The organism is Streptomyces sp. M-16 (assembly GCF_052114405.1).
Classification (GTDB): Bacteria; Actinomycetota; Actinomycetes; order Streptomycetales; family Streptomycetaceae; genus Streptomyces.
Map to the genome: position 1 here is coordinate 13,739 of NZ_JBFRER010000119.1, position 24,301 is coordinate 38,039.

The 24,301-nt window shown below is 72.4% G+C and carries 24 protein-coding genes and 1 pseudogene; 13 read left to right on the forward strand and 12 right to left on the reverse strand.

Annotation, left to right across the window (positions count from 1 at the left end; all coding sequences use genetic code 11):
• The first annotated feature begins 62 nt into the window (after positions 1-62).
• From AB4039_RS34790 to AB4039_RS34815, 6 genes are all read left to right on the forward strand, one after another.
• Positions 63-1,031, forward strand: coding sequence for a streptophobe family protein (locus AB4039_RS34790; RefSeq protein WP_442272626.1), 969 nt, complete (start codon positions 63-65; stop codon positions 1,029-1,031).
• A gap of 7 nt (positions 1,032-1,038) precedes the next feature.
• Positions 1,039-2,238, forward strand: a complete 1,200-nt coding sequence (gene serB, locus AB4039_RS34795; protein ID WP_442272627.1) for a phosphoserine phosphatase SerB — start codon at positions 1,039-1,041, stop codon at positions 2,236-2,238.
• A gap of 321 nt (positions 2,239-2,559) precedes the next feature.
• A complete protein-coding gene (locus tag AB4039_RS34800) occupies positions 2,560-3,366 on the forward strand; it encodes an SDR family NAD(P)-dependent oxidoreductase (protein ID WP_442272628.1) in 807 nt (268 codons plus the stop codon).
• A complete protein-coding gene (locus AB4039_RS34805; RefSeq protein WP_266838323.1) occupies positions 3,366-4,682 on the forward strand; it encodes an aminotransferase class I/II-fold pyridoxal phosphate-dependent enzyme in 1,317 nt (438 codons plus the stop codon). The genes AB4039_RS34800 and AB4039_RS34805 overlap by 1 nt, the downstream gene beginning before the upstream one ends.
• Complete coding sequence (locus tag AB4039_RS34810) at positions 4,679-5,626, forward strand: diiron oxygenase (RefSeq protein ID WP_442272629.1); 948 nt, start codon at positions 4,679-4,681, stop codon at positions 5,624-5,626. Before AB4039_RS34805 ends, AB4039_RS34810 begins: the two co-directional genes overlap by 4 nt.
• Positions 5,619-6,422 (forward strand): tryptophan 2,3-dioxygenase family protein, encoded by an 804-nt coding sequence (locus AB4039_RS34815; RefSeq protein WP_266838325.1) that lies wholly within the window; start codon positions 5,619-5,621, stop codon positions 6,420-6,422. The genes AB4039_RS34810 and AB4039_RS34815 overlap by 8 nt, the downstream gene beginning before the upstream one ends.
• Positions 6,423-6,477: 55 nt before the next feature.
• Here AB4039_RS34815 and AB4039_RS34820 read toward each other — a convergent pair whose 3' ends face one another.
• The 4 genes from AB4039_RS34820 to AB4039_RS34835 form a co-directional block, all read right to left on the reverse strand.
• Complete coding sequence (locus tag AB4039_RS34820; RefSeq protein WP_266838326.1) at positions 6,478-6,999, reverse strand: SixA phosphatase family protein; 522 nt, start codon at positions 6,997-6,999, stop codon at positions 6,478-6,480.
• Positions 7,000-7,088: 89 nt separating this feature from the next.
• The gene (locus tag AB4039_RS34825; RefSeq protein ID WP_266838327.1) at positions 7,089-7,313 is read right to left on the reverse strand and encodes a hypothetical protein; all 225 of its coding nucleotides are present in this window, start codon (positions 7,311-7,313) and stop codon (positions 7,089-7,091) included.
• 168 nt (positions 7,314-7,481) lie between these two features.
• Positions 7,482-7,601 (reverse strand): SGM_5486 family transporter-associated protein, encoded by a 120-nt coding sequence (locus AB4039_RS34830; protein WP_254719129.1) that lies wholly within the window; start codon positions 7,599-7,601, stop codon positions 7,482-7,484.
• A 5-nt stretch (positions 7,602-7,606) separates the two neighbouring features.
• Positions 7,607-8,896: a CynX/NimT family MFS transporter gene (locus AB4039_RS34835; RefSeq protein ID WP_266838328.1), complete on the reverse strand. Its 1,290-nt coding sequence runs from the start codon at positions 8,894-8,896 to the stop codon at positions 7,607-7,609.
• A gap of 63 nt (positions 8,897-8,959) precedes the next feature.
• Between AB4039_RS34835 and AB4039_RS34840 the strand changes: the two genes are divergently transcribed.
• The gene (locus AB4039_RS34840) at positions 8,960-9,637 is read left to right on the forward strand and encodes a FadR/GntR family transcriptional regulator (RefSeq protein WP_442272630.1); all 678 of its coding nucleotides are present in this window, start codon (positions 8,960-8,962) and stop codon (positions 9,635-9,637) included.
• Between the two features lie 648 nt (positions 9,638-10,285).
• On the opposite strand, the pseudogene fabI reads toward AB4039_RS34840, so the two are convergent.
• Both fabI and fabG read right to left on the reverse strand, forming a co-directional pair.
• Positions 10,286-10,957: pseudogene (gene fabI, locus AB4039_RS34845) on the reverse strand (enoyl-ACP reductase FabI); the annotation flags it as partial.
• Between the two features lie 5 nt (positions 10,958-10,962).
• A complete protein-coding gene (gene fabG, locus AB4039_RS34850) occupies positions 10,963-11,682 on the reverse strand; it encodes a 3-oxoacyl-[acyl-carrier-protein] reductase (protein ID WP_030233503.1) in 720 nt (239 codons plus the stop codon).
• A 145-nt stretch (positions 11,683-11,827) separates the two neighbouring features.
• Between fabG and AB4039_RS34855 the strand changes: the two genes are divergently transcribed.
• From AB4039_RS34855 to tyrS, 3 genes are read left to right on the forward strand one after another with little or no spacing between them, the layout of a single operon-like run.
• On the forward strand, positions 11,828-13,390 hold the full coding sequence (locus AB4039_RS34855) for a TldD/PmbA family protein (protein WP_442272631.1): 1,563 nt from the start codon (positions 11,828-11,830) through the stop codon (positions 13,388-13,390).
• Positions 13,387-14,775, forward strand: coding sequence for a metallopeptidase TldD-related protein (locus tag AB4039_RS34860; protein ID WP_442272632.1), 1,389 nt, complete (start codon positions 13,387-13,389; stop codon positions 14,773-14,775). Before AB4039_RS34855 ends, AB4039_RS34860 begins: the two co-directional genes overlap by 4 nt.
• Positions 14,776-14,826: 51 nt before the next feature.
• Positions 14,827-16,095 carry a tyrosine--tRNA ligase gene (gene tyrS, locus AB4039_RS34865; RefSeq protein WP_266838334.1) on the forward strand — a complete coding sequence of 423 codons (1,269 nt, stop codon included), beginning with the start codon at positions 14,827-14,829 and terminating at the stop codon, positions 16,093-16,095.
• A 79-nt stretch (positions 16,096-16,174) separates the two neighbouring features.
• Here tyrS and AB4039_RS34870 read toward each other — a convergent pair whose 3' ends face one another.
• Positions 16,175-16,453, reverse strand: coding sequence for a GlsB/YeaQ/YmgE family stress response membrane protein (locus tag AB4039_RS34870; protein ID WP_266838335.1), 279 nt, complete (start codon positions 16,451-16,453; stop codon positions 16,175-16,177).
• 180 nt (positions 16,454-16,633) lie between these two features.
• Here AB4039_RS34870 and AB4039_RS34875 point away from each other — a divergent pair, with 180 nt between their 5' ends.
• Both AB4039_RS34875 and AB4039_RS34880 read left to right on the forward strand, forming a co-directional pair.
• Complete coding sequence (locus AB4039_RS34875; RefSeq protein WP_266838336.1) at positions 16,634-16,966, forward strand: DUF3099 domain-containing protein; 333 nt, start codon at positions 16,634-16,636, stop codon at positions 16,964-16,966.
• Positions 16,967-17,104: 138 nt separating this feature from the next.
• Positions 17,105-17,368 carry a hypothetical protein gene (locus AB4039_RS34880; protein ID WP_266838337.1) on the forward strand — a complete coding sequence of 88 codons (264 nt, stop codon included), beginning with the start codon at positions 17,105-17,107 and terminating at the stop codon, positions 17,366-17,368.
• Between the two features lie 122 nt (positions 17,369-17,490).
• Here the strand turns inward: AB4039_RS34880 and moaA are convergent, their stop codons facing one another.
• The 3 genes from moaA to AB4039_RS34895 form a co-directional block, all read right to left on the reverse strand.
• A complete protein-coding gene (moaA, locus tag AB4039_RS34885; protein ID WP_266838338.1) occupies positions 17,491-18,480 on the reverse strand; it encodes a GTP 3',8-cyclase MoaA in 990 nt (329 codons plus the stop codon).
• A 177-nt stretch (positions 18,481-18,657) separates the two neighbouring features.
• A complete protein-coding gene (locus AB4039_RS34890) occupies positions 18,658-20,319 on the reverse strand; it encodes a solute symporter family protein (RefSeq protein WP_442272633.1) in 1,662 nt (553 codons plus the stop codon).
• Positions 20,316-20,681, reverse strand: coding sequence for a DUF485 domain-containing protein (locus AB4039_RS34895; protein ID WP_266838340.1), 366 nt, complete (start codon positions 20,679-20,681; stop codon positions 20,316-20,318). Before AB4039_RS34895 ends, AB4039_RS34890 begins: the two co-directional genes overlap by 4 nt.
• A gap of 257 nt (positions 20,682-20,938) precedes the next feature.
• Here AB4039_RS34895 and AB4039_RS34900 point away from each other — a divergent pair, with 257 nt between their 5' ends.
• Positions 20,939-22,486, forward strand: a complete 1,548-nt coding sequence (locus AB4039_RS34900; protein ID WP_266838341.1) for a S8 family serine peptidase — start codon at positions 20,939-20,941, stop codon at positions 22,484-22,486.
• Positions 22,487-22,565: 79 nt separating this feature from the next.
• Here AB4039_RS34900 and AB4039_RS34905 read toward each other — a convergent pair whose 3' ends face one another.
• Together AB4039_RS34905 and AB4039_RS34910 are read right to left on the reverse strand one after the other, a co-directional pair.
• Positions 22,566-23,609, reverse strand: coding sequence for a zinc-dependent alcohol dehydrogenase family protein (locus AB4039_RS34905; protein WP_442272634.1), 1,044 nt, complete (start codon positions 23,607-23,609; stop codon positions 22,566-22,568).
• Between the two features lie 19 nt (positions 23,610-23,628).
• Positions 23,629-24,255 (reverse strand): lysoplasmalogenase, encoded by a 627-nt coding sequence (locus AB4039_RS34910; protein WP_266841543.1) that lies wholly within the window; start codon positions 24,253-24,255, stop codon positions 23,629-23,631.
• Positions 24,256-24,301: the final 46 nt, after the last annotated feature.

Consider the following 24,301-nt stretch of genomic DNA (forward strand, 5'->3'; position numbering starts at 1 on the left):
TCGGCCCGGCTTCCGGACGGACGTCCCGCAGATTACCGCTCGGTAGCGATCGGGGTCATCGGATGCGCGGCATTCGCTGGGGGGACGTACTGCTGTCCGGGGTCGCCGCCGTGGGGTGGTCGACGGCCGCGATGGCGGGGGTGGCCGCGCTGGGGCTGCGCCTCGTGGGCGCCGGTGCGGCGGGAGGGTCGTGGGCGGCGATGACCGCGGCCGTGGTGGTACTGGCGGTGGGCGGCTCGGTGACGCCGACCGGGGACGTGACGGCGTTCGGGGCGGGAGTCGGCGTGGGGGCGGGCGACGCCCGGGCCGCACTGGACGTGATGCCGTGGGGGGTGACCCTGACGGGCGCCCTGGTGCTGGGGCTGGTGTTCCTGCGCTCGGTGCGCGCCGGGGCGGGCCGGGGCGAACTCGCCGCGCGGGCCGCGGTGGTGGGCGTGCTCTTCACCGGTACCGCGGGCGGGCCGGCGTGGGCCGGCCACGACGCGGTCACCCTCGACGGCGGACGGCTGCCGGTGCCCCGCGTGCCGGTGAGGGTGGAGGTCCCGGGGATCGGGGACATCGGGGGCCTGCTGCCGGACCGGGTCGGGGACCTGGTCCGGACCCGGGCCCGGGTGGGCTTCTCGGTGGACCTCGGGCCGACGCTGCTGGGCGCGGGGTTGTGGGTGGCGCTGGTACTAGCCGTCGCGCTGCTGGCCTCGCGGCCCGGTCCGGCGGTCTGCGCACGGCTGCGGCCCGCGGTGTCGGCGGTGGTGGCGATGCTGGTGGTGGCGGTGGGGGCCGAGGCTCCCGCCCCGCCCCGCACGCCCGGCCCACCCGCCCCGGCGGCCCCCGTTCACCCCTCCTCCCCCACCGGGAACCCCGCCCCCGCCGAAGCCGCCCCACCCGCCGGACCGGCCGCGCTGAAGCCACGGCGACGGGAAGCCCGGGGCCCCTCGGGGCCGGCCGGTGGCGCTCGGCGCGGCGGGAAACGCCGCGGCGCGTTCAGGAAGTGGGACGGGGGTCCGGTGCGTCGGGTGGGGAAGATACGGTGAGGGCACCATGAGCGCTTCGCAGACCTCCGACGTCCCCACCCTCCTCGTCAAGATCTTCGGCAAGGACCGTCCCGGGATCACCGCCGGGCTGTTCGACACCCTCGCCGCCTACTCCGTCGATGTCGTCGACATCGAGCAGGTCGTCACCCGCGGCCGCATCGTCCTGTGCGTTCTCGTCACCAAGCCCGCCGCCGGCTCCGAGGGCGAGCTGCGGGCCACCGTCCACAGCTGGGCCGAGTCGCTCAAGCTCCAGGCGGAGATCCTCTCCGGCACCGGTGACAACCGGCCGCGCGGCAGCGGCCGTTCCCACGTCACCGTCCTCGGGCACCCGCTCACCGCGGAGTCCACGGCCACCATCGCCGCCCGGATCACCGCGACCGGCGGCAACATCGACCGCATCTTCCGGCTCGCGAAGTATCCGGTGACGGCGGTCGAGTTCGCCGTCTCCGGCGCCGAGACCGGGCCGCTGCGCACCGCCCTCGCCACCACCGCCGCGCAGATCGGCGTCGACGTGGCCGTGGTGTCGGCGGGCCTGCACCGCCGGGCGCAGCGGCTGGTGGTGATGGACGTGGACTCGACCCTGATCCAGGACGAGGTCATCGAGCTCTTCGCCGCCCACGCGGGCTGTGAGGCCGAGGTCGCCGAGGTGACCGAGCGGGCCATGCGCGGGGAGCTGGACTTCGAGCAGTCCCTGCATGCCCGGGTGGCGCTGCTCGCGGGGCTGGACGCCTCGGTGGTGGACAAGGTCCGCTCCGAGGTGCGGCTGACCCCCGGGGCCCGGACCCTGATCCGGACCCTGAAGATGCTGGGTTACCAGGTGGGCGTGGTCTCGGGCGGCTTCACGCAGGTCACGGACGACCTGCGCGAGCGGCTGGGGCTCGACTTCGCCTCGGCGAACACCCTGGAGATCGTCGACGGGAAACTGACCGGCAAGGTCACCGGCGAGATCGTGGACCGGGCGGGCAAGGCCCGTCTGCTGCGCCGCTTCGCCGCCGAGGCGGGTGTGCCGCTGGCCCAGACGGTGGCCATCGGTGACGGCGCCAACGACCTGGACATGCTGAACGCCGCCGGGCTGGGCGTGGCCTTCAACGCCAAGCCGGTGGTCCGCGAGGCCGCCCACACCGCGGTGAACGTGCCGTTCCTGGACGCCGTGCTGTACCTGCTGGGCATCACCCGGGAGGAAGTGGAAGCGGCCGACCTGGCCTGATCCCCACCGGTTCCTTCACTCCGCCCGGCCGGGTCCTCCCGGCCGGGCTTCTTCCTTCCCCGGTGCGCCCCGCTCGCGCAGGCCCGGAGCGCTCGGAGACGCCCTCAGGAACGCTAGAAGGAATCGGGCCACCGGCGTCCGACCGGGAGCCGGGGTACCCCTTGTGACCTGCGACGCCGCAGGACCTCGGCCGCTCCTCCAGCCAACTTCCAGCCGGATCGCAAGAGTTCGACACCCCCCTGTGCGACAAATGCTCTGACTGCGCTGCTGCGGACGCGGCGGCGGCTCTCGGTCATTCCTGATCGTCAAGGGGAAGCAGCGATGGCTCGAAGTGTGCTCGTCACCGGAGGCTCGGGGGGAATCGGCCGGGCCTGTGTGGAGAGGTTCGCGGCGGAAGAGGACTGGACGGTCTGGTTCACGTACCGCAACGGCCGGGAGCGGGCCGAGGAGCTGGTGCAGGAGCTGGCGCTCACCGGTCGCGCCAAGGTGGAGGCGTTCCCCTTCAGCCAGGGTGACTGGGAGGACCACGAGCAGCTGCTCGAGCGGCTGCCGGGCCCGGTGGACGTGCTGGTGAACAACGCGGCCGTCGGCTCCAGGACCATCGACCGGTACAGCGACGGGCCGCGGCGGGACAAGGCGTCGGCCTTCTTCCAGATCAACGCGGTGGGCCCGCTCTGGCTCAGCGAGCAGCTCCTGCCCGGCATGCTGGAGCGCGGCTTCGGGAAGATCATCAACATCTCCAGCGTGGGCGGCGGGATCTTCCAGTTCCCCGGCTTCCACCCCGCCGACGGCATGAGCAAGGCCGCCCTCACCTACCTCACCCGGCACCTCGCGGCCGAGCTGGTGCACACCCCGGTGCAGGTCTTCGCCCTGTGCCCCGGCGCCGTGGAGACCACGATGTTCAAGGCCAGCACCCTGGACGGCCTTTCGCCCGAGGAGCGTTCCGCCCTCACCGCGCGACTGCCGCGCGGCCGCATGATCGAAGCGCGGGAGATCGCCGAGCAGGTGTGGTGGCTGGCGGGCGAGCACGCGGCGGCCCTGCACGGCGCCGTCATCGACGCCTCGATGGGCCTCGGGGTCCATCCGGGCCTGCTCACCGGCGCCGACGTGGACAGCGGGAGGGCCTGATGGTCTCCCGCCAGGCCGCACGGCTGCTCGCCGACACCCCCGCCATCGCCGAGGCGCACTTCCTGGCCGAGGCCGAACCGTACGACCCGGACCTGCGCCCCGGCGGCTACCTCAACCTGGGCACGGCGGAGAACCGTCTCCTGTGGGACCTCCTCGACGGCCGGCTGGCCGCGCTGGAGCCGATGACCGAGTCCACCGCCCGCTACGCGCCCCTGCACGGCACCGGCGTACTGCGCGAGCGCGTCGCGGCGCTGCTCTCCGCGACCTGCCGTACGCCGCTCGACGCCGAGGACCTGGTGGTGATCAGCGGCGCCACCGGGGCGCTGGACGCGATCGCGTCGGTGCTGTGCGACCCGGGCGAGGCGATCGTGGTGCCCGCCCCCTACTACGGGGCCTTCGACACCGATCTCGGGGGCCGTTCGGGCGCCCGGATCCTGCCCGCCCCGCTGGAGTCGGCCGACGGGTTCCGGCTGACGGCGGAGGCCGTCGACCGGGCCCTGAAGCAGGCCTCCGCGGAGGGGACGACCGTACGCGCGGTCGCGCTCTCCTCCCCCTCCAACCCCCTCGGCGAGGTGCACCCGCCCCAGGTGCTCGCCGAGCTGCTGCGGGTGGCCGCCGAGCACGACGTGGACCTCGTCTCCGACGAGATCTACGCCCACGCCGTCTTCGGCCCGCACGCCTTCACCAGCGCCGCCGACCCCGCGGTCAATCCGCACTGGGCCGAACGCACCCACGTGGTCTGGGGCTTCGCGAAGGACTTCGGGCTGCCCGGACTGAAGACCGGTGTCCTGCACACGCGTGATCCCCGGGTGCGGGACGCGGCGCGGGCGATGGCCTACTTCGCGCCCGTCTCCACCGCCACCCAGCACACCCTCGCCGGCCTGCTGGCCGACCCGGCGTGGGTGGCCTCCTTCCTCGCGGCGGGCCGCCGCCGGCTGGGGTCCTCGTACGCGCACCTCGTCGCGCACCTGGACGCGTACCGGATCCCGTACGTTCCGGCCGAGGCCGGGTTCTCCGTCTGGCTGGACCTGCGCCGCTGGCTGCCCGGGGCCGGGTTCGAGGCCGAACAGCGGCTGTGGCGTGAGCTGTTCGAGACGGCGCGGGTCAGCATCCTGCCGGGCGGGGCGTTCCGCTCGCCCGAGCCGGGCTGGTTCCGGCTGTGCCACACCGTCGAGGCCCCCCTGGTCGCGGAGGCGGTCCGGCGGATCGCCGGCCACCTGGGCGGGGCCCTCGGGGAGGCCGCCGCCCTCCCCGGCTCCCCCACCTCGTTCCCCTCCCCCTCCTCCCCCTCCTCCCCGAACGGAAGACGCCCATGAGCACGGCCCCCGGTCCGCTCGACCGCTGGTACGAGACCGCCGGCGTGCGGGGTGGCGTACGCCGCGTGTTCCACGCCGAGGCGGAGCGGGGCCGGGTCTTCTTCCCGGACGCCCTGGTCCCGCACCTGGCCCACCCCGAGGTGAAGGCGCTGGCCCCGGAGCGGATCCGCGAGATCTCCGTACGGCACCTGTACCAGTTCCTGCACTCGACGACGCACCTGGAGACCCGGGTGGTCAACGGGGCCGCCGAGCCGGTCGCCAACGGCAACTGCGGGCTGCACTTCCCGACCGCGCTGCGGATGGACGCCTTCAAGGTCTACTGCGACGAGGGCTATCACGCCCTCTACAGCCTGGACCTCGCCGATCAGGTGGCGGCCGTCACCGGGATCGCCGTGCCGGACGTGGACTACGGCGGGTTCGTCACGGCCCTCCAGGTGAGCGGGCGGCGGCTGCTGCCACAGGACCCGGTGCTGGCCGGGCAGCTGCAGGCGGTGGTGTTCGAGACCCTGATCACCGCCGTGCTCAACGAGGTGCCGCAGGACCCGACCGTGGTGAGCACGGTGCGCGAGCTGATGCGCGACCACGCCAAGGACGAGGGGCGCCACCACCGCTTCTTCTCGGCGTTCTTCCTGGAGCTGTGGGCCCGGCTCGACGGGCGCCGACGCGTCCTGGCGGCCCGTGCCCTGCCGGCGATGATCCGTGCGGCGCTCGACTGGGACCTGGAGCCGGTACGGGTGTCGCTGCGCCTGGCCGGTCTGGACGAGGACCGCACCGAGGCGGTGCTCGCGGACAGCTACGGGGGTGGGGCGGGCCTGGACCGCATCCAGACGATCTCCCGTTCCACCCTGCGGCTGTGCGCCCAGGTCGACGCCTTCGACCTGCCCGGCGTCACGGACGCGTTCGCGGAGTTCGGACTGCGCGCACCGGAGGAGACCGATGTCTGAGAACGTCACGTACGCGGACTACCTGCGACTGCCGGAGCTGCTGACGCTCCAGGTGCCGCTGGCCGACGGGGTGGACGACGAGCTGCTGTTCATCGCCGTCCACCAGGTGCAGGAGCTGTGGTTCGGGCAGCTGTTGCGCGATCTGTCCGGCGCCCGCGACCGGATGCTGGAGGGTGATCCCCGGGCCGCGCGGGCCGCTCTGGTGCGGAGCACGGTGATCACGCGGGCGCTGATCGCGGGGATCCATCCGCTGCGCGGGATGCCGCCGAGGGAGTTCCATGCCTTCCGCGGGGTGCTCGGCGGCAGCAGCGGGGCGCAGTCGGCGCAGTACCTGGAGATAGCGGGGCTGTGCGGCGCGGACTGGGTGCGCGGGGAGCACGGGGCACGGGCCCTCGCCGGGCTGAGTCCGCGGGAACGGGAGCGGGCGCGCGGGCGGCTCGCGGAGCCGACCCTGTGGGAGGCGTTCGTGTCGCTGCTGGCCAAGGCCGGTTTCGCGGTGGGGACGGGGCAGGAGCGGCGGGAGGCGTTCGGGCGGCTCGCGGCGGCGCCCCGGGACGGTGACCCGGTGGAGTTCGCGGAGCTGTCGGAGCTGGTGGAGGCCCTGGTGGACCACGACGAGATCTGGACCGAGTGGCGGGCCTGCCACGCGCAGCTCGTGGAGCGGCAGATCGGGGGCCGGCCCGGGACCGGGGGCAGCAGCGGTGTGGCCCATCTGCGGGCGGCGGTCCACCGGCGGTTCCACCCTGAGCTGTGGGAGGCGCGGGACGCGGGCATCCCGCCGCTGCCCGCCCGGTGACGTTCCCGGACGGCCGGTGGGGCCCGGGGCGCGACGGCCCCGGGGCCCTCGGGCTTCAGTGCTCCTTGGGCGTCCAGTAGTCCAGCAGGGTGCCCACTCCGTGCTCGACGGACTTCCACGATCCGGTGAAGGAGACGACGGCCAGCGCCGCGGTCGGGAAGCCCGTACGGCGCATCCGGTCGAGGGCGTCGCCCTCCGCACGCCCGCAGAGGGCGTCGGCGAGGGCGTGCATGCCGGGGTTGTGGCCGATCACGAGGAGGTCGGCCACCTCCTCCGGGGTCTCGTTCAGCAGGGCGATGAGCTCGCCCAGCGAGGCGTCGTAGAGCCGCTCCTCGTAATGGGTCTTCGGCCGGTGCGGCAGTTCGTGGACGGCGAGCTTCCAGGTCTCCCGGGTCCGGGCGGCGGTGGAGCAGAGGGCCAGGTCGAAGGTGATGCCGGTCTCGGCCAGCTTCAGTCCGACGGCCGGTGCGTCCTTTCGGCCGCGTTCCGCCAGCGGGCGGTCGTGGTCGGACACCTGGGGCCAGTCGGCCTTGGCGTGCCGGAGGAGGACGATCCTGCGGGGTGTGTCGGCGCTCATGGCTCCCAGCTTCGCACGAAACGCGCCACGGGGCGCAGGGTGTTGGGAGGCCTCCGCGAGGGCGGGGGGCACGCCTCGGCGCGCGGGGGTCAGCCGACGGCGCGCAGCAGTTGCCGGCTGACCTGGAGCAGCCCGGAGGCGTCCGGGGTGGCGGCCTGGGCCTCGCCCGAGCCGGCGAGGAGGAGCAGCAGGAGTCCGAAGGCCAGCGCGGGCAGGGCGAGGGCCCACCAGTGCAGCCGGGTGCCCGCTCCCGCGTGTGCCGCGGGACGGCGTCGGGCGGCGGGGAGGGACGGGGTCTGCGTGGGGGCCGACATGGCCGCCTCCGGGGTGTGCGCTGGGACGGGCTCGCTGCTTCGAATCTACGGATCCGTGGCAGCGGTTCCCATCGGGGTCACACCCCATCCGACCCTGAGCCTGGCCCCCTAGGGGATGGTGGGGACAACCCCACCATCGGGGTCCGGGGGCCGGGCTCGGGCGGGCGCTCAGGGGGAGGCGAGGCTGGCGATGACGGCGATGATCACGGTCACGAGCAGCATCGCACCGAGCACGAGGCCGAGCTTCTTGTGACCGTTCTGGGGGTTCGGTTCGAGTACGGGCGACATGCCGGTCAGTCTCGCATGCCGCATTCGTCCTCGATCGTGCGGTCCCGTCCCGCGAGGACGCCGAGGACGAGCTGGGGGACGAGCAGCCCGGCCATCAGGGCGAGCGGCAGGTCCCAGCCGCCGCTGTGCTGGTAGAGGGTGCCGATGACCAGCGGGCCGGGAATGGAGATCAGGTAGCCGGTGCTCTGGGCGAAGGCGGAGAGCTTGACGACCCCGGCGGGGGACTTGGCGCGCAGTCCGATCATGGTGATGACGAGCGGGAAGGCGCAGTTGGAGATGCCGAGCAGGAGGGCCCAGGCCCAGGCTCCGGCGGCGGGGGCGAGGTAGAGGCCGAGGTAGCCGACGAATCCGAACAGGCTGAGGGTGACGGCGATCGGGCCCTGGTGGCGCATGCGTCCGGCCAGGCGGGGGATGACGAAGGCCAGCGGGACGCCCATGACCATGGTGACGGCGAGCAGCACGCCGGCGGTGGAGGCGGAGACCCCCGCGTCGCGGAAGATCTGCGGGAGCCAGCCCATGGTGACGTAGGCGCCGGTGGCCTGGAGGCCGAAGTAGCAGGCGAGCGCCCAGGCGGTCCGGCTGCGGACGACGGAGGGCCCCTTGTCCTCGCGCACGGCCGCGGCGGGGGCGGCCGCCTTCTCCCGGCGGCTCGCGGCGGCGATCGGCAGCCAGGGCAGGACGGCGACCGCGGCGAGGACGGCCCAGACGAGCAGGCCGGTGCGCCAGTTGCCGCCGAGGGCGGTGGTCAGGGGGACGGTCGCGGCGGCGGCGAGGGAGGTGCCGGCGGCCAGGGCCATGGAGTAGAGCCCGGTCATGGTGCCGACGCGGTCGGGGAACCAGCGCTTGACGATGACCGGGAGCAGCACGTTGGTCAGGGCTATGCCGGCCAGGGACAGGGCGCTGGCGGCGAGGAAGGCGGCGGCGCCGTCCGCGAAGGGGCGGATCAGCAGGCCCGCGGCGACGGCGGCCATGCCGGCGCAGACGACGGCGGCGGGGCCGAAGCGGCGGGAGAGGCGGGGCGCCGTGACGCCGAAGACCGCGAAGCAGAGGGCGGGCACGGAGGTGATCAGTCCGGCGACGGCGCCGCTCATGTGGAGGCCGGTCCTGGCCTCCTCGAAGAGGGCGCCGAGGCTGGTGATGGCGGGCCGCAGGTTGAGGGCGGCCAGCACGATTCCGACGATGAGCACCGGGCCGAGCCACGTGGGGGCGACGTGTGCGGAGGCGGGGAGGGGCTCGTGTGCGGCGGTGCGCACGGCCTCCGGGCGGTTCATGGTCTGGACTTCTTCGTCGGACATTGAACCATCATAGAATCATGGGATGATTGGTTGTCCAGTCGTCCCCGAGAGGACCTTGCCCCCATGCCGCTGACCTCGCCCCGGCGATCCGCGCTCGTCGATCAGGTGATCGCCCAGCTACGGAACCAGATCACCTCCGGCGAATGGCCGGTCGGGGGCCGGATCCCGACCGAGCCCGAGCTGGTGGAGCTGCTGGGCGTCGCCCGCAACACCGTGCGGGAGGCCGTCCGCGCCCTCGCGCACAACGGGCTGCTGGACATCCGCCAGGGTTCGGGCACGTACGTGATCGCCACCAGCGAGCTGGCCGGGGTGATGCACCGGCGTTTCGCCGGGGCCGACCCGCGGCACATCGCGGAGCTGCGCTCGACGCTGGAGTCCTCGGCGGCCCGGCTGGCGGCGGAGCGGCGGACCGACCGGGACCTGGTCCAGCTGGACGCGCTGCTGGCACGGCGCGAGGAGGCGTGGGCGAGCGGGGAGGCGGAGCTGTTCGTGGCGGCGGACGTGGCCCTGCACATGGCGGTGGTGACGGCCTCGCACAACGACGTGCTGATCGAGCTGTACGCGGACCTGGGCGACCTGGTGGCGGACTGGCTGCGGGCGGACGTCGGCACCGTATTGGATCCGGCCGCCCACCTGGACCACACCCGGCTGATCGAGGCGATCCGGCGCGGAGACGGGGACGCGGCGGCCTCGGAGGCGGCCGGCTACCCCTTCGTCTGCCTCGGCAGGGGCGGCCGCTGAGCGGGACCGGCCGGGCCGGAGGCGCTCGGGTGGCCCTCACGGACGCTGGTGGCTCACCCAGGCCGTGCGGACCTCCTTCCAGCAGCGGCCGGTGAGCCGGACCCGGCCCGCCGGGTCCAGGGACACGGCGGCGCCGTCCCCGTCCAGGTCCCACCAGAGCTCGCACTCCACGTGGAGGCGGAGCAGGTCGGTCTCGGGGTAGCCGTTGTGGCAGTACGCGGTCACCTGCGAGCCGTCGATCTCGGTGTCGCAGTCGGCGCCGAACAGCTCCGGGGTCACGGCGGGCGCGGGCCGGACGGGGGGTTCGGCCGGGATGTCGGCGAGGTCCACGGTGGCCGGGGCGGCCGCTTCGGACCCCGCGCCCGGGTCCGGGCCGCCGGGTTGCGCGGTGGCTCCGGGGATCAGGAGTCCGGTCAGGACCACCGAGGTGAACAGCAGCGATACCGCTCGGCTCCGCCTCGCGCGCACGCCCGTACCTCCTCCCCGAAGCAGCCGGGAAGATCCCGACGAGGTCAGTTTGCAGGCATCTGTCCTGGTTTTCGACTCGGGAAGATCCGGCCGGACGGCGAAAATCTGATCGAACGAACCCCCGCTCCCCCGGTGCCGGACCGCGAAAACGGCGGTGGCCGTGCCTCCCGGAGAGGCCGTCGGCTCCGGGTCGCTCATGTCCCACTCCAGCATGGAGCGGTGGTTCCAGGTGTCCGCCAGGTCCGAGAAGCCGGGGATGGACTTCGCGGCCATCGAGCCGAGCGGGCCGGCCGAGACCAGGTTGCAGCGGATGTTCTCCTTGCCCAGGTCGCGGGCGAGGTAGCGGCTGGTGGCCTCCAGCGCCGCCTTGGCCGGGCCCATCCAGTCGTACTGCGGCCAGGCGAACTGCGCGTCGAAGGTGAGGCCGACGATGGCCGCGCCCTCCGCCGGGAACAGCGGCTTGCAGGCCATGGCCAGCGACTTCAGCGAGAACGCCGAGACGTGCATGGCGGTGGCCACCGACTCGAACGGGGTGTTCAGGAAGTTGCCGCCGAGCGCGTCCTGCGGCGCGAAGCCGATGGAGTGCACGACGCCGTCGAGGCCGTCGAGCTCCTCGCGGACGAGGCCTTCGAGGCGGGCCAGGTGCTCGTCGTTGGTGACGTCGAGCTCGATGACCTTGACCGGCTTCGGCAGCTTCTTGGCGATCCGCTCGGTCAGCGAAGGGCGCGGCCACGCCGTGAGGATGACCTCGGCGCCCTGCTCCTGGGCCAGTCGCGCGGTGTGGAAGGCGATGGACGACTCCATCAGCACCCCGGTGATGAGGATGCGCTTGCCGTCGAGAATTCCGCTCATGGTGATCAGTGACCCATGCCCAATCCGCCGTCAACGGGAATGACGGCTCCGGTGATGTACGCGGCGTCATCGGACGCCAGGAAGCTCACGGCGGCCGCGATCTCCTCGGGCTGCGCGTAGCGGGCCAGCGGCACCTGCGACACGATGCCCGCACGCTGCTCGTCGGTGAGCACCTTCGTCATGTCGGTGTCCACGAAGCCCGGGGCCACGACGTTGAAGGTGATGTTGCGGCTGCCCAGCTCGCGGGCGAGGGAGCGCGCGAAGCCCACCAGCGCGGCCTTCGAGGCGGCGTAGTTGGCCTGACCCGCGGAACCCAGCAGGCCCACGACCGAGGAGATCAGGACCACACGGCCCTTCTTCGCCCGGAGCATGCCGCGGTTGGCGCGCTTGACCACGCGGAAGGTGCCCGTGAGGTTGGTGTCGACGACGGAGGCGAAGTCCTCCTCGGACATCCGCATCAGCAGCGTGTCCTTGGTGATGCCGGCGTTGGCCACCAGCACCTCCACGTTGCCGTGCTTGGCCTCGATCTCCTTGTAGGCCTGCTCCACCTGCTCGGAGTCGGTGATGTCGCAGCGCACCGACAGTACGCCGAGGTCGGTGAGCTCCTGCGGCGGCTCTCCCGAGCGGTACGTGATCGCGACCTTGTCGCCGGCCTGGGCGAAGGCTCGGGCGATGGCGAGGCCGATGCCCCGGTTACCTCCGGTGACGAGAACCGAGCGGCTCAACGGATCACCCTTTCGCTAGCTGTCTGAATACCAAAAACCTATAGGTCTGCTCCGGCATCCGGAGAATCGGGCTCCGACAGGGCCTCGCGACGGGGTATGTCGAGTCCCTACAGAAAGATGTAGGCACCAGAGCCCCGGGCGCGACATGATCGGGGCGACCTGCCCCGACCCCGGGAGGATTTCCGTGGCCCATTCCATCGACGCGGCCTTCACCGCGCTGCCCCTGCGGGCGCTCGCCGACGCGGCGCTCGCCCGGGCCCGCGCGCTGGGCGCCGACCATGCCGACTTCCGGCTGGAGCGGATCCGCAGCGCCTCCTGGCGCCTGCGCGACGCCAAGCCCTCCGGCGGCTCCGACACCACGGACCTCGGCTACGCGGTCCGGGTGGTGCACGGCGGCAGCTGGGGGTTCGCCTCCGGCGTGGACCTCACCATGGACGCCGCCGCCAAGGTGGCCTCCCAGGCCGTCGCCATGGCGAAGCTGTCCGCCCAGGTGATCAAGGCCGCCGGCTCCGACGAGCGCGTCGAACTCGCCGACGAGCCGGTGCACGCCGACAAGACCTGGATCTCCGCCTACGACGTGGACCCCTTCTCGGTGCCGGACGCCGAGAAGGCGGCCCTGCTCGCCGACTGGAGCACCAGGCTGCTGGCCGCCGACGGCGTCGCGCACGTGGACGCCTCGCTCCTCGCCGTGCACGAGAACAAGTTCTACGCCGACACCGCGGGCACCTCCACCACGCAGCAGCGCGTGCGGATCCACCCGCAGCTCACCGCCGTCGCCGTGAACGCCACCACCGGCGAGTTCGACTCCATGCGCACCATCGCCCCGCCCGCCGGGCGCGGCTGGGAGTACCTGACGGGCACCGGCTGGGACTGGAACGCCGAGCTGGAGGAGATCCCCGCCCTGCTCGCCGAGAAGATGCGGGCCCCGAGCGTCGAGGCCGGGCGCTACGACCTGGTCGTGCACCCGTCCAACCTGTGGCTGACCATCCACGAGTCCATCGGCCACGCCACCGAGCTCGACCGGGCACTGGGCTACGAGGCCGCGTACGCGGGGACCTCCTTCGCCACCTTCGACCAGCTGGGCAAGCTCAGGTACGGCTCCCCGGTCATGAACGTGACGGGCGACCGCACCGCCGAGCACGGCCTGGCCACCATCGGCTACGACGACGAGGGCGTCGAGGCGCAGAGCTGGGACCTGGTCAAGGACGGCACCCTGACCGGCTACCAGACGGACCGGCGGATCGCGAAGCTCACGGGCCTCGGGCGCTCCAACGGCTGCGCCTACGCCGACTCCCCCGGGCACGTGCCCGTCCAGCGGATGGCCAACGTCTCGCTCCGGCCGGATCCGGGCGGGCTGTCCACCGAGGACCTGATCGGTGGGGTGGAGCGCGGGATCTACGTGGTCGGCGACCGCTCCTGGTCGATCGACATGCAGCGCTACAACTTCCAATTCACGCAGCAACGGGCGTACAGGATCGAGAACGGCCGGCTGGCCGGGCAGCTGCGCGACGTCGCCTACCAGGCCACGACGACCGAGTTCTGGGGCTCGATGGAGAAGGTCGGCGGCCCGCAGACCTACGTGCTGGGCGGCGCCTTCAACTGCGGCAAGGCCCAGCCGGGGCAGGTCGCGGCGGTCTCCCACGGCTGCCCGTCCGCCCTGTTCCGCGATGTGAACATCCTGAACACCACGCAGGAGGCCGGCCGATGAGCCGAACGAAGCCGCACGAGATCGTCGAGCGCGCCCTGGAGCTGTCCACCGCCGACGGCTGCGTCGTCATCGCCGACGAGGAGTCCAGCGCCAACCTGCGCTGGGCGGGCAACGCGCTCACCACCAACGGCGTCACCCGCGGCCGCACCCTGACGGTCATCGCCACCGTCGACGGCAAGGAGGGCACGGCCTCGGGGGTCGTCTCGCGCTCCGCCGTCACCGCCGCCGATCTGGAGCCGCTGGTGCGGGCCGCGGAGGCGGCCGCGCGCGGGGCCGGTCCCGCCGAGGACGCCCAGCCGCTGGTGACCGGGACCCCGGCCTCGCCCGACTTCACCGACGCCCCCGCCGAGACCTCCTCGGCGGTGTTCGCGGACTTCGCCCCGGCCCTCGGCGAGGCCTTCGCCCGGGCCCGCGCCGGCGGGCGGGAGCTGTACGGGTTCGCGAACCACGAGCTGGTCACCACGTACGTCGGCACCTCCACGGGGCTGCGGCTGCGCCACGACCAGCCCAACGGGACGCTGGAGCTGAACGCGAAGTCCCCGGACCGCTCCCGCTCGGCCTGGGCCGGCCGCGCCACCCGGGACTTCAAGGACGTGGACCCGACCGTGCTGGACGCGGAGCTGGCCGTCCGCCTGGGCTGGGCGGAGCGCAAGGTCGAGCTGCCCGCCGGGCGGTACGAGACCCTGCTGCCGCCCACGGCCGTGGCGGACCTGCTGATCTACCAGATGTGGTCGACGGCGGCCCGGGACGCGGTGGAGGGCCGTACGGTCTTCTCCAAGCCCGGCGGCGGCACCCGGATCGGCGAGGAGCTCTCGCGGCTTCCGCTGACCCTGCGCAGCGACCCGCACGCGGCCGGCCTGGAGTCGGCGCCCTTCGTGATCGCGCACAGCTCCGGCGACGACGCCTCGGTGTTCGACAACGGCCTGCCGGTCCCGGCGACCGAGTGGATCAGCGGCGGCGAGCTGGCCCGGCTGACCACGACCCGGCACAGCGCGGCCCTGACCGGCCTGCCGCTCTCCCCGTCCTTCGGGAACCTCATCCTGGACGGGGGCGGGGACAAGTCGCTGGAGGAGATGGTGGCGGGCACCGAGCGGGGCCTGCTGCTGACCTGCCTCTGGTACATCCGCGAGGTCGACCCGGCCACCCTGCTGCTCACCGGCCTGACCCGGGACGGCGTCTATCTGGTGGAGGACGGACAGGTCACGGGCGAGGTCAACAACTTCCGGTTCAACGAGTCCCCGGTGGACCTGCTCTCGCGGGCCACGGAGGCCGGCCGGACCGAGAAGACCCTGCCGCGCGAGTGGGGCGACTGGTTCACCCGGGCCGCGATGCCGGCGCTTCGCATCCCGGACTTCAACATGAGCTCGGTCAGCAAGGGCGTGTGACCCACCTAGACTGAGCACGGCATTTTCAGACATCGAAGGAGTCGAGAGACCGTGACGGACATCGTCGACGAACTGAAGTGGCGTGGGCTCTTCGCCCAGTCCACCGACGAAGAAGCGCTGCGCAAGGCGTTCGCGGACGGTCCCGTCACCTTCTATTGCGGCTTCGACCCGACGGCGGCCTCGCTGCACGTGGGGCACCTGGTGCAGGTGCTCACCGTGCGCCGGCTCCAGCAGGCCGGCCACCGGCCGCTGGCGCTGGTCGGCGGGGCCACCGGTCAGATCGGCGACCCGCGCCCGACCGCCGAGCGGACGCTGAACGACCCGGAGACCATCGCGAACTGGGTGAACCGGCTGCGCTCGCAGATCGAGCCGTTCCTGTCCTTCGAGGGCGAGAACGCGGCGCTGATGGTGAACAACCTGGACTGGACGGCGGGCATGTCCGCCATCGAGTTCCTGCGGGACATCGGCAAGCACTTCCGCGTCAACAAGATGCTGACCAAGGACTCGGTCGCCAAGCGGCTGGAGTCCGACCAGGGCATCAGCTACACCGAGTTCAGCTACCAGCTGCTCCAGGGCATGGACTTCCTGGAGCTGTACCGCCGCTACGGCTGCACCCTCCAGCAGGGCGGCTCGGACCAGTGGGGCAACCTGACGGCCGGGCTCGACCTGATCCACCGGGTGGAGCCGGAGGCGCACGTCCACGCGATGGCGACCCCGCTGATGGTCAAGGCGGACGGCACCAAGTTCGGCAAGTCCGAGAGCGGGGCCGTCTGGCTGGACCCGGAGATGACCACCCCGTACGCGTTCTACCAGTTCTGGCTGAACGTGGACGACCGGGACATCTCCACCTACATGCGGATCCTGTCCTTCAAGTCCCGCGAGGAGCTGGAGGCGCTGGAGGCGCAGACCGCCGAGCGGCCGCAGGCGCGCGCCGCCCAGCGGGCGCTGGCCGAGGAGCTGACCACGCTGGTGCACGGCGCGGACCAGTGCGCCGCCGTGATCGCCGCGTCGAAGGCGCTGTTCGGCCAGGGCGAGCTCACGGAGCTGGACGAGGCCACGCTGGCCGCGGCCCTCTCCGAGCTGCCGCACGCCCAGGTCGCCGAGCTCGGGCAGGTCGTGGACCTGCTCGCGGAGACCGGACTGGTCGCCAGCAAGTCCGCGGGCCGTCGGACCGTGAAGGAGGGCGGCGCCTACGTGAACAACGTGAAGGTCACCGCCGAGGACGCGGTCCCCGCCCCGGAGGACCTGCTGCACGGCCGGTGGCTCGTGCTGCGGCGCGGCAAGAAGAACCTGGCGGCGGTCGAGGTCACCGGCGTCTGACGCCGGCCGGCGGGCCGACGTGACGAGGGGCCGGTACGGACGCGAATCGTCCGGACCGGCCCTTTCGTCATGGGCGGCGTCACGCGGTCCGGCGGCTGCCGCCCCACAGCGCCTTGTAGGCCACGTCGCCGAGCCCGACGATCAGGACCGCCCCGGCCAGCTGGAGCAGGTGCCTGATCCAGTCGATGCCCCTCGTTTCCCCGACACCGAGCCACCCGGCGACGGCGTTGCCGAGGAGCGCGCCGAGGATGCCGAAGAGGGTGGTCAGCCAGAGGGGCTGGTGCTGCTTGCCCGGCAGGATGGCCCGGGCTATGAGGCCCAGTACGAAGCCTACGATGATCGCCCACAACCATTGCATGTCGAGCCTCCTCGTGGCGCGTCGTGCGCATGTGCGCCCAGTGTCGATCCGTCCGGCCCCGCTCGCATGCCGGACGGCGCCATCGGAGGGACACCCCCTCTCCTCGGCTCGACGGGGGCGGCGTACGGTGGAAGGGTTGCGGGCCGGGGAGTGTCCGGCGGGTGGATCGGGTGGTGGAACGTGCAGCGGACGAAGCGGAACGGGGCCGAGGTCTTCCGGATCACCGGGGCCCGGATGGGCCTCGAAGAGGACGTGCGGGGACGGCAGCGCCGGTACGTGATCTCGATGACGATCAGGACCCTGTCGGTGGTCGCCACCGTCCTCCTGTGGAACGTGGAACGCCACGTGGCGATCGTGACGCTCGCCGCGGGCCTGCTGCTGCCCTACATCGCCGTGGTCATCGCCAACGCGGGGCGCGAGTCGACCCCCTCGCTGCCCTCGCACTTCGTGCCGACCCCCGTGCGCCCCGCACTGGAGGCCGGAAACCTCAATAAAACCTCAGATCAATCATGAAGTTCCGGTGCACCTCACCCGGTCCTGCGTGACATACTGCCTACGCGCTCCGCATCCCCCGTCGGAGCGACGGACCGACGCCGGGCAGCTCCCCCCGTGGCTGCCCGGCGTCGCCCTTCCGTTTGTAGGGTTGAGGCCGTGAACTCCCCTGACTTCTTCTCCGGCTCCTCCGGCTCCGAAGCCGACATCCCCACCTGCTCCGCCAAGGGCTGCCGTGACGCGGCGGTCTGGGTCCTGGCGTGGAACAACCCGAAGCTGCACGCGCCGGAGCGGCGCAAGACCTGGCTGGCGTGCGAGGAGCACCGCGAACACCTCTCGCAGTTCCTGGGGGTCCGCGGTTTCCTCAAGGACGTCGTGAAGCTCGACGAGTGGGAGCAGCCCGAGGGCTCGGAACGCCCCTGAGGACCCGCCGGGGCCCGCTCCAAGCCGCCTGGAGGCGGGCTCGGGCGGGTGGGGACGGCCTCGCGGCGGGCTCGGGGCCGCCTCGTGGCGGCTCCGGCGGCCGGGCGCAGCCGCCGCCGGGCTCAGCCGCCGATCGCCGACATGGGGCGGTCGGGCTGGAGGAAGGACGGGTCGTCGAGGCCGGAGCCGGCCTTCTTCCCCCACATCGCCACCTTCCACAGGCGGGCGATCTCCTCGTCCGGGGCGCCCGAACGCAGGGCGGCGCGCAGGTCCGACTCCTCGGTGGCGAACAGGCACGTACGGACCTGGCCGTCGGCCGTGAGCCGGGTGCGGTCGCAGGCCCCGCAGAAGGGGCGGGTGACGGAGGCGATGACCCCGACGGTGGCCGGGCCGCCGTCGACCACCCAGCGCTCGGCGGGGGCGGAACCGCGTTCGTCGGCGCCTTCCTCGGTGAGCGTGAAACGGGTGCGCAGGGACTCCAGGATGTCCCCGGCGGTGATCATGCCGTCGCGCTTCCAGCCGTGCTGGGCGTCCAGCGGCATCTGTTCGATGAAGCGGAGCTCGTACTCGTTCTCCACGGCCCAGGCCAGCAGGTCGGGGGCCTCGTCGTCGTTGAGCCCCGGCATGAGGACGGCGTTGACCTTGACCGGGGTCAGGCCGGCCTCGCGGGCGGCCGCCATTCCGTCGATGACGTCGTGGTGGCGGTCGCGGCGGGTGAGGGTCTTGAAGACCTCGGGGCGCAGGGTGTCCAGGGAAACGTTCACTCTGTCCAGGCCGGCGGCCTTGAGCGCCTGTGCGGTGCGCTTGAGACCTATGCCGTTGGTGGTCAGCGACATCCGGGGGCGGGGCTCCAGGGCCGCGCACTGCTCGACGATCCCGACCAGGCCGGGGCGCAGCAGGGGCTCGCCGCCGGTGAAGCGGACCTCGGTGATCCCGAGGTGGGTGACGGCGATGCGGACCAGCCGGACGATCTCCTCGTCGCTCAGCAGGTCGGACTTGCCGAGCCACTGCAGGCCTTCCTCGGGCATGCAGTACGTACAGCGCAGATTGCACCGGTCGGTGAGTGAGACGCGCAGGTCAGTGGCCACGCGGCCGTAGGTGTCGAGAAGCATTGACGGCCCCCTCCCCTGTCCGGATTCGTAGAGCTCGGCGCAGTCGCAGGTGAGCGGAAGCGCTGCTTTCGAGCCTACGCGACGGTTGTTACCGGGAGGGAGGCCCAAAGGAACGAGACGTGGCGTGACCGCGTCGTACGGAACTACGACGCGGCCACGCTGGGTGTTCGGTGTATCTCAGTGAGCCCCTGTTCCGGTGAGGGAGCGGACCTCCAGTTCGGCGAACTTCCGGGGGTCCGCCTCCTCCTTGGACAGTACGGTTCCGAGCCAGCCGAGGAGGAAGCCGAGGGGGATGGAGATGATCCCGGGGTTCTCCAGGGGGAACCAGTAGAAGTCGGCGTCCTTGAACATCGAGGTGGGCTTGCCGGAGACGACCGGTGAGAACAGCACCAGGCCGACCGCCGAGATCAGGCCGCCGTAGATGGACCACAGCGCGCCCTGGGTGGTGAAGCGCTTCCAGAAGAGGCTGTAGAGGATGGTCGGGAGGTTGGCGGAGGCGGCGACCGCGAAGGCGAGCGCGACCAGGCCGGCGACGTTCATGTCGCGGGCGAGGGCACCGAGGGCGATGGCGGCGGCGCCGATGACCACGGTGGACCAGCGGGCGGCGCGCATCTCCTCCTTCTCGGTGGCCCGGCCCTTGCGGATGACGTTGACGTAGATGTCGTGCGCGAAGGACGAGGACGAGGCAAGGGTGAGGCCGGCGACGACCGCGAGGATGGTGGCGAAGGCGACGGCGGAGATGACCGCGAGCAGGACCGCGCCGCCGGTGGAGCCGGCGCCGCCGCCGATCTCCTGGGCGAGCAGCGGGGCCGCGGTGTTGCCCGCCTTGTTGGAGGCCAGGATGTCGGCCCGCTTGAGGAGGGCGGCGGCGCCGAAGCCGAGGGCGATGGTCATCAGGTAGAAGGCGCCGATGATGCCGATGGCCCAGTTCACGGACTTGCGGGCGGCCTTGGCCGTGGGGACGGTGTAGAAGCGGATCAGGATGTGCGGCAGGCCGGCGGTGCCGAGGACCAGGGCCAGGCCCAGCGAGATGAAGTCGAGCTTGGTGAGCCCGTCCTTGCCGTACTTGAGGCCGGGCTCCAGGAACTTCGATCCCTGGCCGCTGTTCTCGGCGGCCTGGCCGAGCAGGGCGGAGATGTTGAAGTCGAACTTCAGCAGCACCAGGAAGGTGATCAGCAGGGCGCCCGCGATGAGCAGCACCGCCTTGACCATCTGGACCCAGGTGGTCCCCTTCATGCCGCCGACGGTCACGTAGACGATCATCAGCAGGCCGACCAGGGCGACCACGGCGACCTTGCCGCCGTCGCTGGTGATGCCCAGGAGCAGGGAGACGAGGACGCCCGCTCCGGCCATCTGGGCGAGCAGGTAGAAGATCGAGACCACGATGGTGGAGGTGCCGGCGGCGGTGCGGACGGGCCGCTGGCGCATCCGGTACGCGAGGACGTCGCCCATCGTGTAGCGGCCGGAGTTGCGCAGCGGCTCGGCGACGAGGAGCAGGGCCACCAGCCAGGCGACGAGGAAGCCGATGGAGTAGAGGAAGCCGTCGTAGCCGAAGAGGGCGATGGCTCCGGCGATGCCCAGGAAGGACGCGGCGGACATGTAGTCGCCGGAGATGGCCAGGCCGTTCTGGAAGCCGGTGAACTGGCGGCCGCCCGCGTAGAAGTCGGCGGCGTCCTTGGTCTGGCGGCCGGCCCAGACGGTGATGACGAGGGTCGCGACGACGAACAGGCCGAACAGGGTGATGATCAGCGGGCGGTGCTCGCTCGCGCCTGCGGCGAGGGTGAGCCGCGGGGTCACCTGCGGTGTCAGCTGTGCGGCCAGCTGCGGGACGGCGCTCATGCCCCGGCCTCCATCTCCTGCTTGATGGCCCGGGCCTTGGGGTCGAGCTTCGCGGCGGCGTGCCGCGAGTAGAGCCAGGCGATCAGGAAGGTCGTCGCGAACTGGGCGAGGCCGAGGACGAGGGCGACGTTGACGTTGCCGAAGAGCTTGGTCCCCATGAAGCCGCCCGCGTAGTTGGACAGCAGCACGTAGAGCAGGTACCAGGCGATGAAGGCCACGGTCAGCGGGAAGGCGAAGGACCGGTAGGAGCTGCGCAGTTCGGCGAATTCGGGGCTCTGCTGGACGCGCGTGAACTCTTCTGCCGAGGGGTGGGCCGGGGCCGGTCCCGCGCCGCCGTGGGGCGGCGCTGCTTCGGTGGTCACGGGGGGCTCTCCTTGTGACGCGGGTGCGGTGGGGACGACGGACAAAACAACCTCCGTGTGGGGGGACGGTGGTGCTGATCCCCCCTGTCAACGGCACGGCCGGCGTGTCGCGACGGTTCAACATCCGCCGATTCTTTGAAAACCGATTCCTCGAACTGATGGCGCAGAAGGGAACGTCAACGCTAGGTTCGCGTGTCATGTACCCGTCCGACGCGACCGCGTGCGGACGGCTTTTTCACGGATGATGTGGAGAACCCATGGCGCATCTGGGACACGGCCGCCGGCGAGCACTCGCCGTTCCGGTAGGCCTGGCGCTCACCGCCTCGCTCGCCTTCCTGCCCTCGGTCGCGGCCTCGGCCGCACCGCTGAGCGACACGGCGGGCCCGGCGACGGCCGCGAAGCCCGCCTCCGCCACCGGCCCGAAGCTGTCGTACGTGGCGAACCTGACCGCGTACGGGACGGCCAAGCAGGCCAGGAAGGCCATCGAGCAGGCCGGTGGAACGGTGGTGACGTCGTACGAGCAGATCGGCGTCGTCGTCGCACACTCCCAGAACCCCGACTTCGCCAAGCAGCTGCGCGCCCAGCGCAGCCTCTTCGTGTCGGTGGGCGCCACCCGGACGGCCCCCCTCCAGACGGTGCAGACGACCGAGGAGGGCACGACCCAGAAGCTGAGCGCGGCGGACGCCGCCAAGGCGGCCGCGCAGGCCGAGCCCGGGCAGGAGCCCCTGGAGTCCAACCAGTGGGACCTGCGCGCGATCAAGGCCGACCAGGCTCACAAGATCAACGATGGCAGTCCGGACGTCACCGTGGGCGTCATCGACACGGGTGTCGACGACACCCACCCCGATCTGGCCGCCAACTTCTCCAAGAGCCAGTCCGCCAACTGCGTGGGCGGCGTCGCGGACACCACGGACGGCGCCTGGCGCCCGTACCCCGACGGCAGTGACCACGGCACGCACGTGGCGGGCACCATCGCCGCCCCGCGCAACGGCATCGGCGTCAGCGGCGTCGCGCCGGGCGTGAAGGTCGCCGGCATCAAGGTGAGCGAGCCCGGGACCAGCCTGTTCTTCACCGAGGCGGTCGTGTGCGGCTTCATGTTCGCCGCCGAGAAGGGGATCGAGGTGACGAACAACAGCTACTACGTCGACCCGTGGATGTTCAACTGCAAGACGGACGACGACCAGAAGGCGCTGGTGGAGTCCCTCACCCGGGCCACCCGGTACGCGGAGCGCAAGGGCGTCCTGAACGTGGCCGCGGCGGGCAACGAGAACTTCGACCTGGCCGCCGACTCGATCCTCGACGGGACCAGCCCGGACGACGCCACCCCCGGGCCCCGCACCATCGACCCCAAGGTCTGCCTGGACCTGCCCGCGCAGCTGCCCGGCGTCGTCACGGTCAGCGCGACCGGCGACAAGGGCCTGCGCTCGTACTACTCCAGCTACGGCCTCGGCGTCGTCGACGTCGCCGCCCCCGGCGGCGACAAGTGGCAGATCCCGGCCACCCCCGACGCCAACGGCCGGGTGCTGTCCACCCTGCCGGGCGGTGGCTACGGCTACAAGCAGGGCACCTCGATGGCCACCCCGCACGTCGCGGGCGTCGCGGCCCTGATCAAGAGCGCGCACCCGTGGGCCACGCCCGCGCAGATACAGGCGATGCTCAAGGGCCAGGCCACGAAGACGGCCTGCCCGGACAAGATCTACGACGGCACCGGCAACCTGATCGACGCCGCCACCTGCAAGGCCAAGTGGGGCCAGACCGGCTACTACGGCGCGGGCGTGGTCGACGCGCTCAAGGCCGTCAAGTAGCGAGGGTCGCGGGCGGGCCGGCGGGGTGCTCCCCCGCCCGGCCCGCCCGCACCTGCGCGTCAGGGCGTGATCAGGACCTTCAGGGCTTGATCAGGACCTTGAGGGCGCTGCGGTCGTCCATCGCGCGGTAGCCGTCCGGGACCTCGTCCAGGGACACGGCGCGGTCGAAGACCGGCGCCGGGTCGATGGCCCCGCTCAGCACGTCCTCCAGCAGCTCCGGGATGTACGCGCGGACCGGCGCCACACCGCCGCGCAGGGAGATGTTGCGGTCGAACATCACACCGAGGTCGAGGCCGGTGCCGCTGCCGTGCGGCACGCCGACGTAGCCGACGGCGCCGCCGTCGCGGGTGATGTTCACGGCGGTCCGCATGGACTCCTCGGTGCCGACCGCCTCGATGACGGCGTGCGCGCCCTGCCCCCCGGTCAGCTCGCGGACGGCCGCCTCGGCGGCCTCGCCGCGCTCGGCGACCACGTCGGTGGCGCCGAAGAGCTTGGCTATGTCGGTACGGACGGTGTGCCGGCCGAGGGCGATGATCCGCTCGGCGCCGAGCCGCTTGGCGGCCAGGACGCCGCACAGCCCGACCGCGCCGTCGCCGACCACGGCGACCGTGGAGCCCTTGCGGACCCCCGCGCCCAGGGCGGCGTGGTGGCCGGTTCCCATGACGTCGGAGAGCGCCAGCAGGCCGGTCAGCAGGTGGTCGTCGGAGACGGCCTCGGCCGGCAGCTTGACCAGGGTGCCCTCGGCGTGCGGGACGCGGACGGCCTCGCCCTGGCCGCCGTCGTGGCCGACCGAGCCCCAGAAGCCGCCGTGCACGCAGGAGGTGTACAGGCCCTCGGAGCAGTAGTCACAGGTGCCGTCGGACCACATGAAGGGAGCCACGACCAGGTCCCCGGCGCGCAGGCCGGAGACGGCGGAGCCGGTCTCCTCGACGATGCCGAGGAACTCGTGCCCGATCCGCTGGCCGGGCTGGCGCGCGGCCTCGCCGCGGTAGGCCCAGAGGTCGCTGCCGCAGATGCAGGCGCGCAGGACGCGGACGACGGCGTCCTCGGGGCGCTGGATCGCAGCGTCGGGCACCTCCTCCACGCGGATGTCGTGCGGGGCGTGGATGACGGTGGCGCGCATGGTGGTGCAGCCCTCCGGATCAGTTGGTTGAGTCTTGTATGACTTCCCTACGGTACGCCTGCGCCGGTGCGATCGTCCCCACGGCCAGCAGGTACTGGGCCCCCAGGTAGGTGGCCATGATCCAGAAGTCGGGGCGGGGCGGCTGGGGCCACTCGGCGACGCCCGTCGCGATGAGGGTGTCGGAGAGCAGGAACAGCGCGCCGCCGATGCCCGCGGTACGGCCCGGCGCGCTGGAGCGGTAGGCCATGGCGGTGAGCAGCAGGCTGTACCCGGCGACGGGGACGCGCAGGCCGGCCGGCAGGTCCCCCCAGAGCAGCGCGACGGTCCCGACGAGGGCGAGGGCGTACGCGCCCCCGAGCGCGGGGCTCGTCCGGCCGCGGCCGAAGAGCACGAGGTAGCAGACGTGCCCGGCGGCGAAGGAGCCCATGCCGACGAGGAAGGCGGGCTCGGCGTCGAAGAGCAGGGCGAGGTCGCCGCCCCAGCCGAACAGCAGGGCGGCGATCAGCAGGCGGGGGGCACGGCGGGTGAGGACGTGGGCCACCAGCAGCGGCATCAGCAGCGGCTTGGCGATCACGTGCCCGAGGTGCCAGCCGGCCAGCAGCGCGCCGAGGTCCACGGCGGCGGCCACGCCGAAGGCGACGAGCAGCGCCCGCCCGGCGGCGCCGGCCGCGGGCCGGGGCCCGGCGCTCGCG

Bases quoted from the DNA above. Each gene is read 5' to 3' on its own strand.
- AB4039_RS34805 (WP_266838323.1), top strand. From the start codon at position 3,366: ATGGTCTCCCGCCAGGCCGCACGGCTGCTCGCCGACACCCCCGCCATC.
- AB4039_RS34810 (WP_442272629.1), top strand. From the start codon at position 4,679: ATGAGCACGGCCCCCGGTCCGCTCGACCGCTGGTACGAGACCGCCGGC.
- AB4039_RS34825 (WP_266838327.1), bottom strand. From the start codon at position 7,313: ATGTCGGCCCCCACGCAGACCCCGTCCCTCCCCGCCGCCCGACGCCGT.
- serB (WP_442272627.1), top strand. From the start codon at position 1,039: ATGAGCGCTTCGCAGACCTCCGACGTCCCCACCCTCCTCGTCAAGATC.
- AB4039_RS34840 (WP_442272630.1), top strand. From the start codon at position 8,960: ATGCCGCTGACCTCGCCCCGGCGATCCGCGCTCGTCGATCAGGTGATC.
- AB4039_RS34890 (WP_442272633.1), bottom strand. From the start codon at position 20,319: ATGAGCGCCGTCCCGCAGCTGGCCGCACAGCTGACACCGCAGGTGACC.
- AB4039_RS34900 (WP_266838341.1), top strand. From the start codon at position 20,939: ATGGCGCATCTGGGACACGGCCGCCGGCGAGCACTCGCCGTTCCGGTA.
- AB4039_RS34835 (WP_266838328.1), bottom strand. From the start codon at position 8,896: ATGTCCGACGAAGAAGTCCAGACCATGAACCGCCCGGAGGCCGTGCGC.
- AB4039_RS34855 (WP_442272631.1), top strand. From the start codon at position 11,828: ATGATCGGGGCGACCTGCCCCGACCCCGGGAGGATTTCCGTGGCCCAT.
- AB4039_RS34800 (WP_442272628.1), top strand. From the start codon at position 2,560: ATGGCTCGAAGTGTGCTCGTCACCGGAGGCTCGGGGGGAATCGGCCGG.
- AB4039_RS34830 (WP_254719129.1), bottom strand. From the start codon at position 7,601: ATGTCGCCCGTACTCGAACCGAACCCCCAGAACGGTCACAAGAAGCTC.
- AB4039_RS34870 (WP_266838335.1), bottom strand. From the start codon at position 16,453: ATGCAATGGTTGTGGGCGATCATCGTAGGCTTCGTACTGGGCCTCATA.
- moaA (WP_266838338.1), bottom strand. From the start codon at position 18,480: ATGCTTCTCGACACCTACGGCCGCGTGGCCACTGACCTGCGCGTCTCA.
- AB4039_RS34820 (WP_266838326.1), bottom strand. From the start codon at position 6,999: ATGAGCGCCGACACACCCCGCAGGATCGTCCTCCTCCGGCACGCCAAG.
- AB4039_RS34790 (WP_442272626.1), top strand. From the start codon at position 63: ATGCGCGGCATTCGCTGGGGGGACGTACTGCTGTCCGGGGTCGCCGCC.
- AB4039_RS34905 (WP_442272634.1), bottom strand. From the start codon at position 23,609: ATGCGCGCCACCGTCATCCACGCCCCGCACGACATCCGCGTGGAGGAG.
- AB4039_RS34860 (WP_442272632.1), top strand. From the start codon at position 13,387: ATGAGCCGAACGAAGCCGCACGAGATCGTCGAGCGCGCCCTGGAGCTG.
- AB4039_RS34815 (WP_266838325.1), top strand. From the start codon at position 5,619: ATGTCTGAGAACGTCACGTACGCGGACTACCTGCGACTGCCGGAGCTG.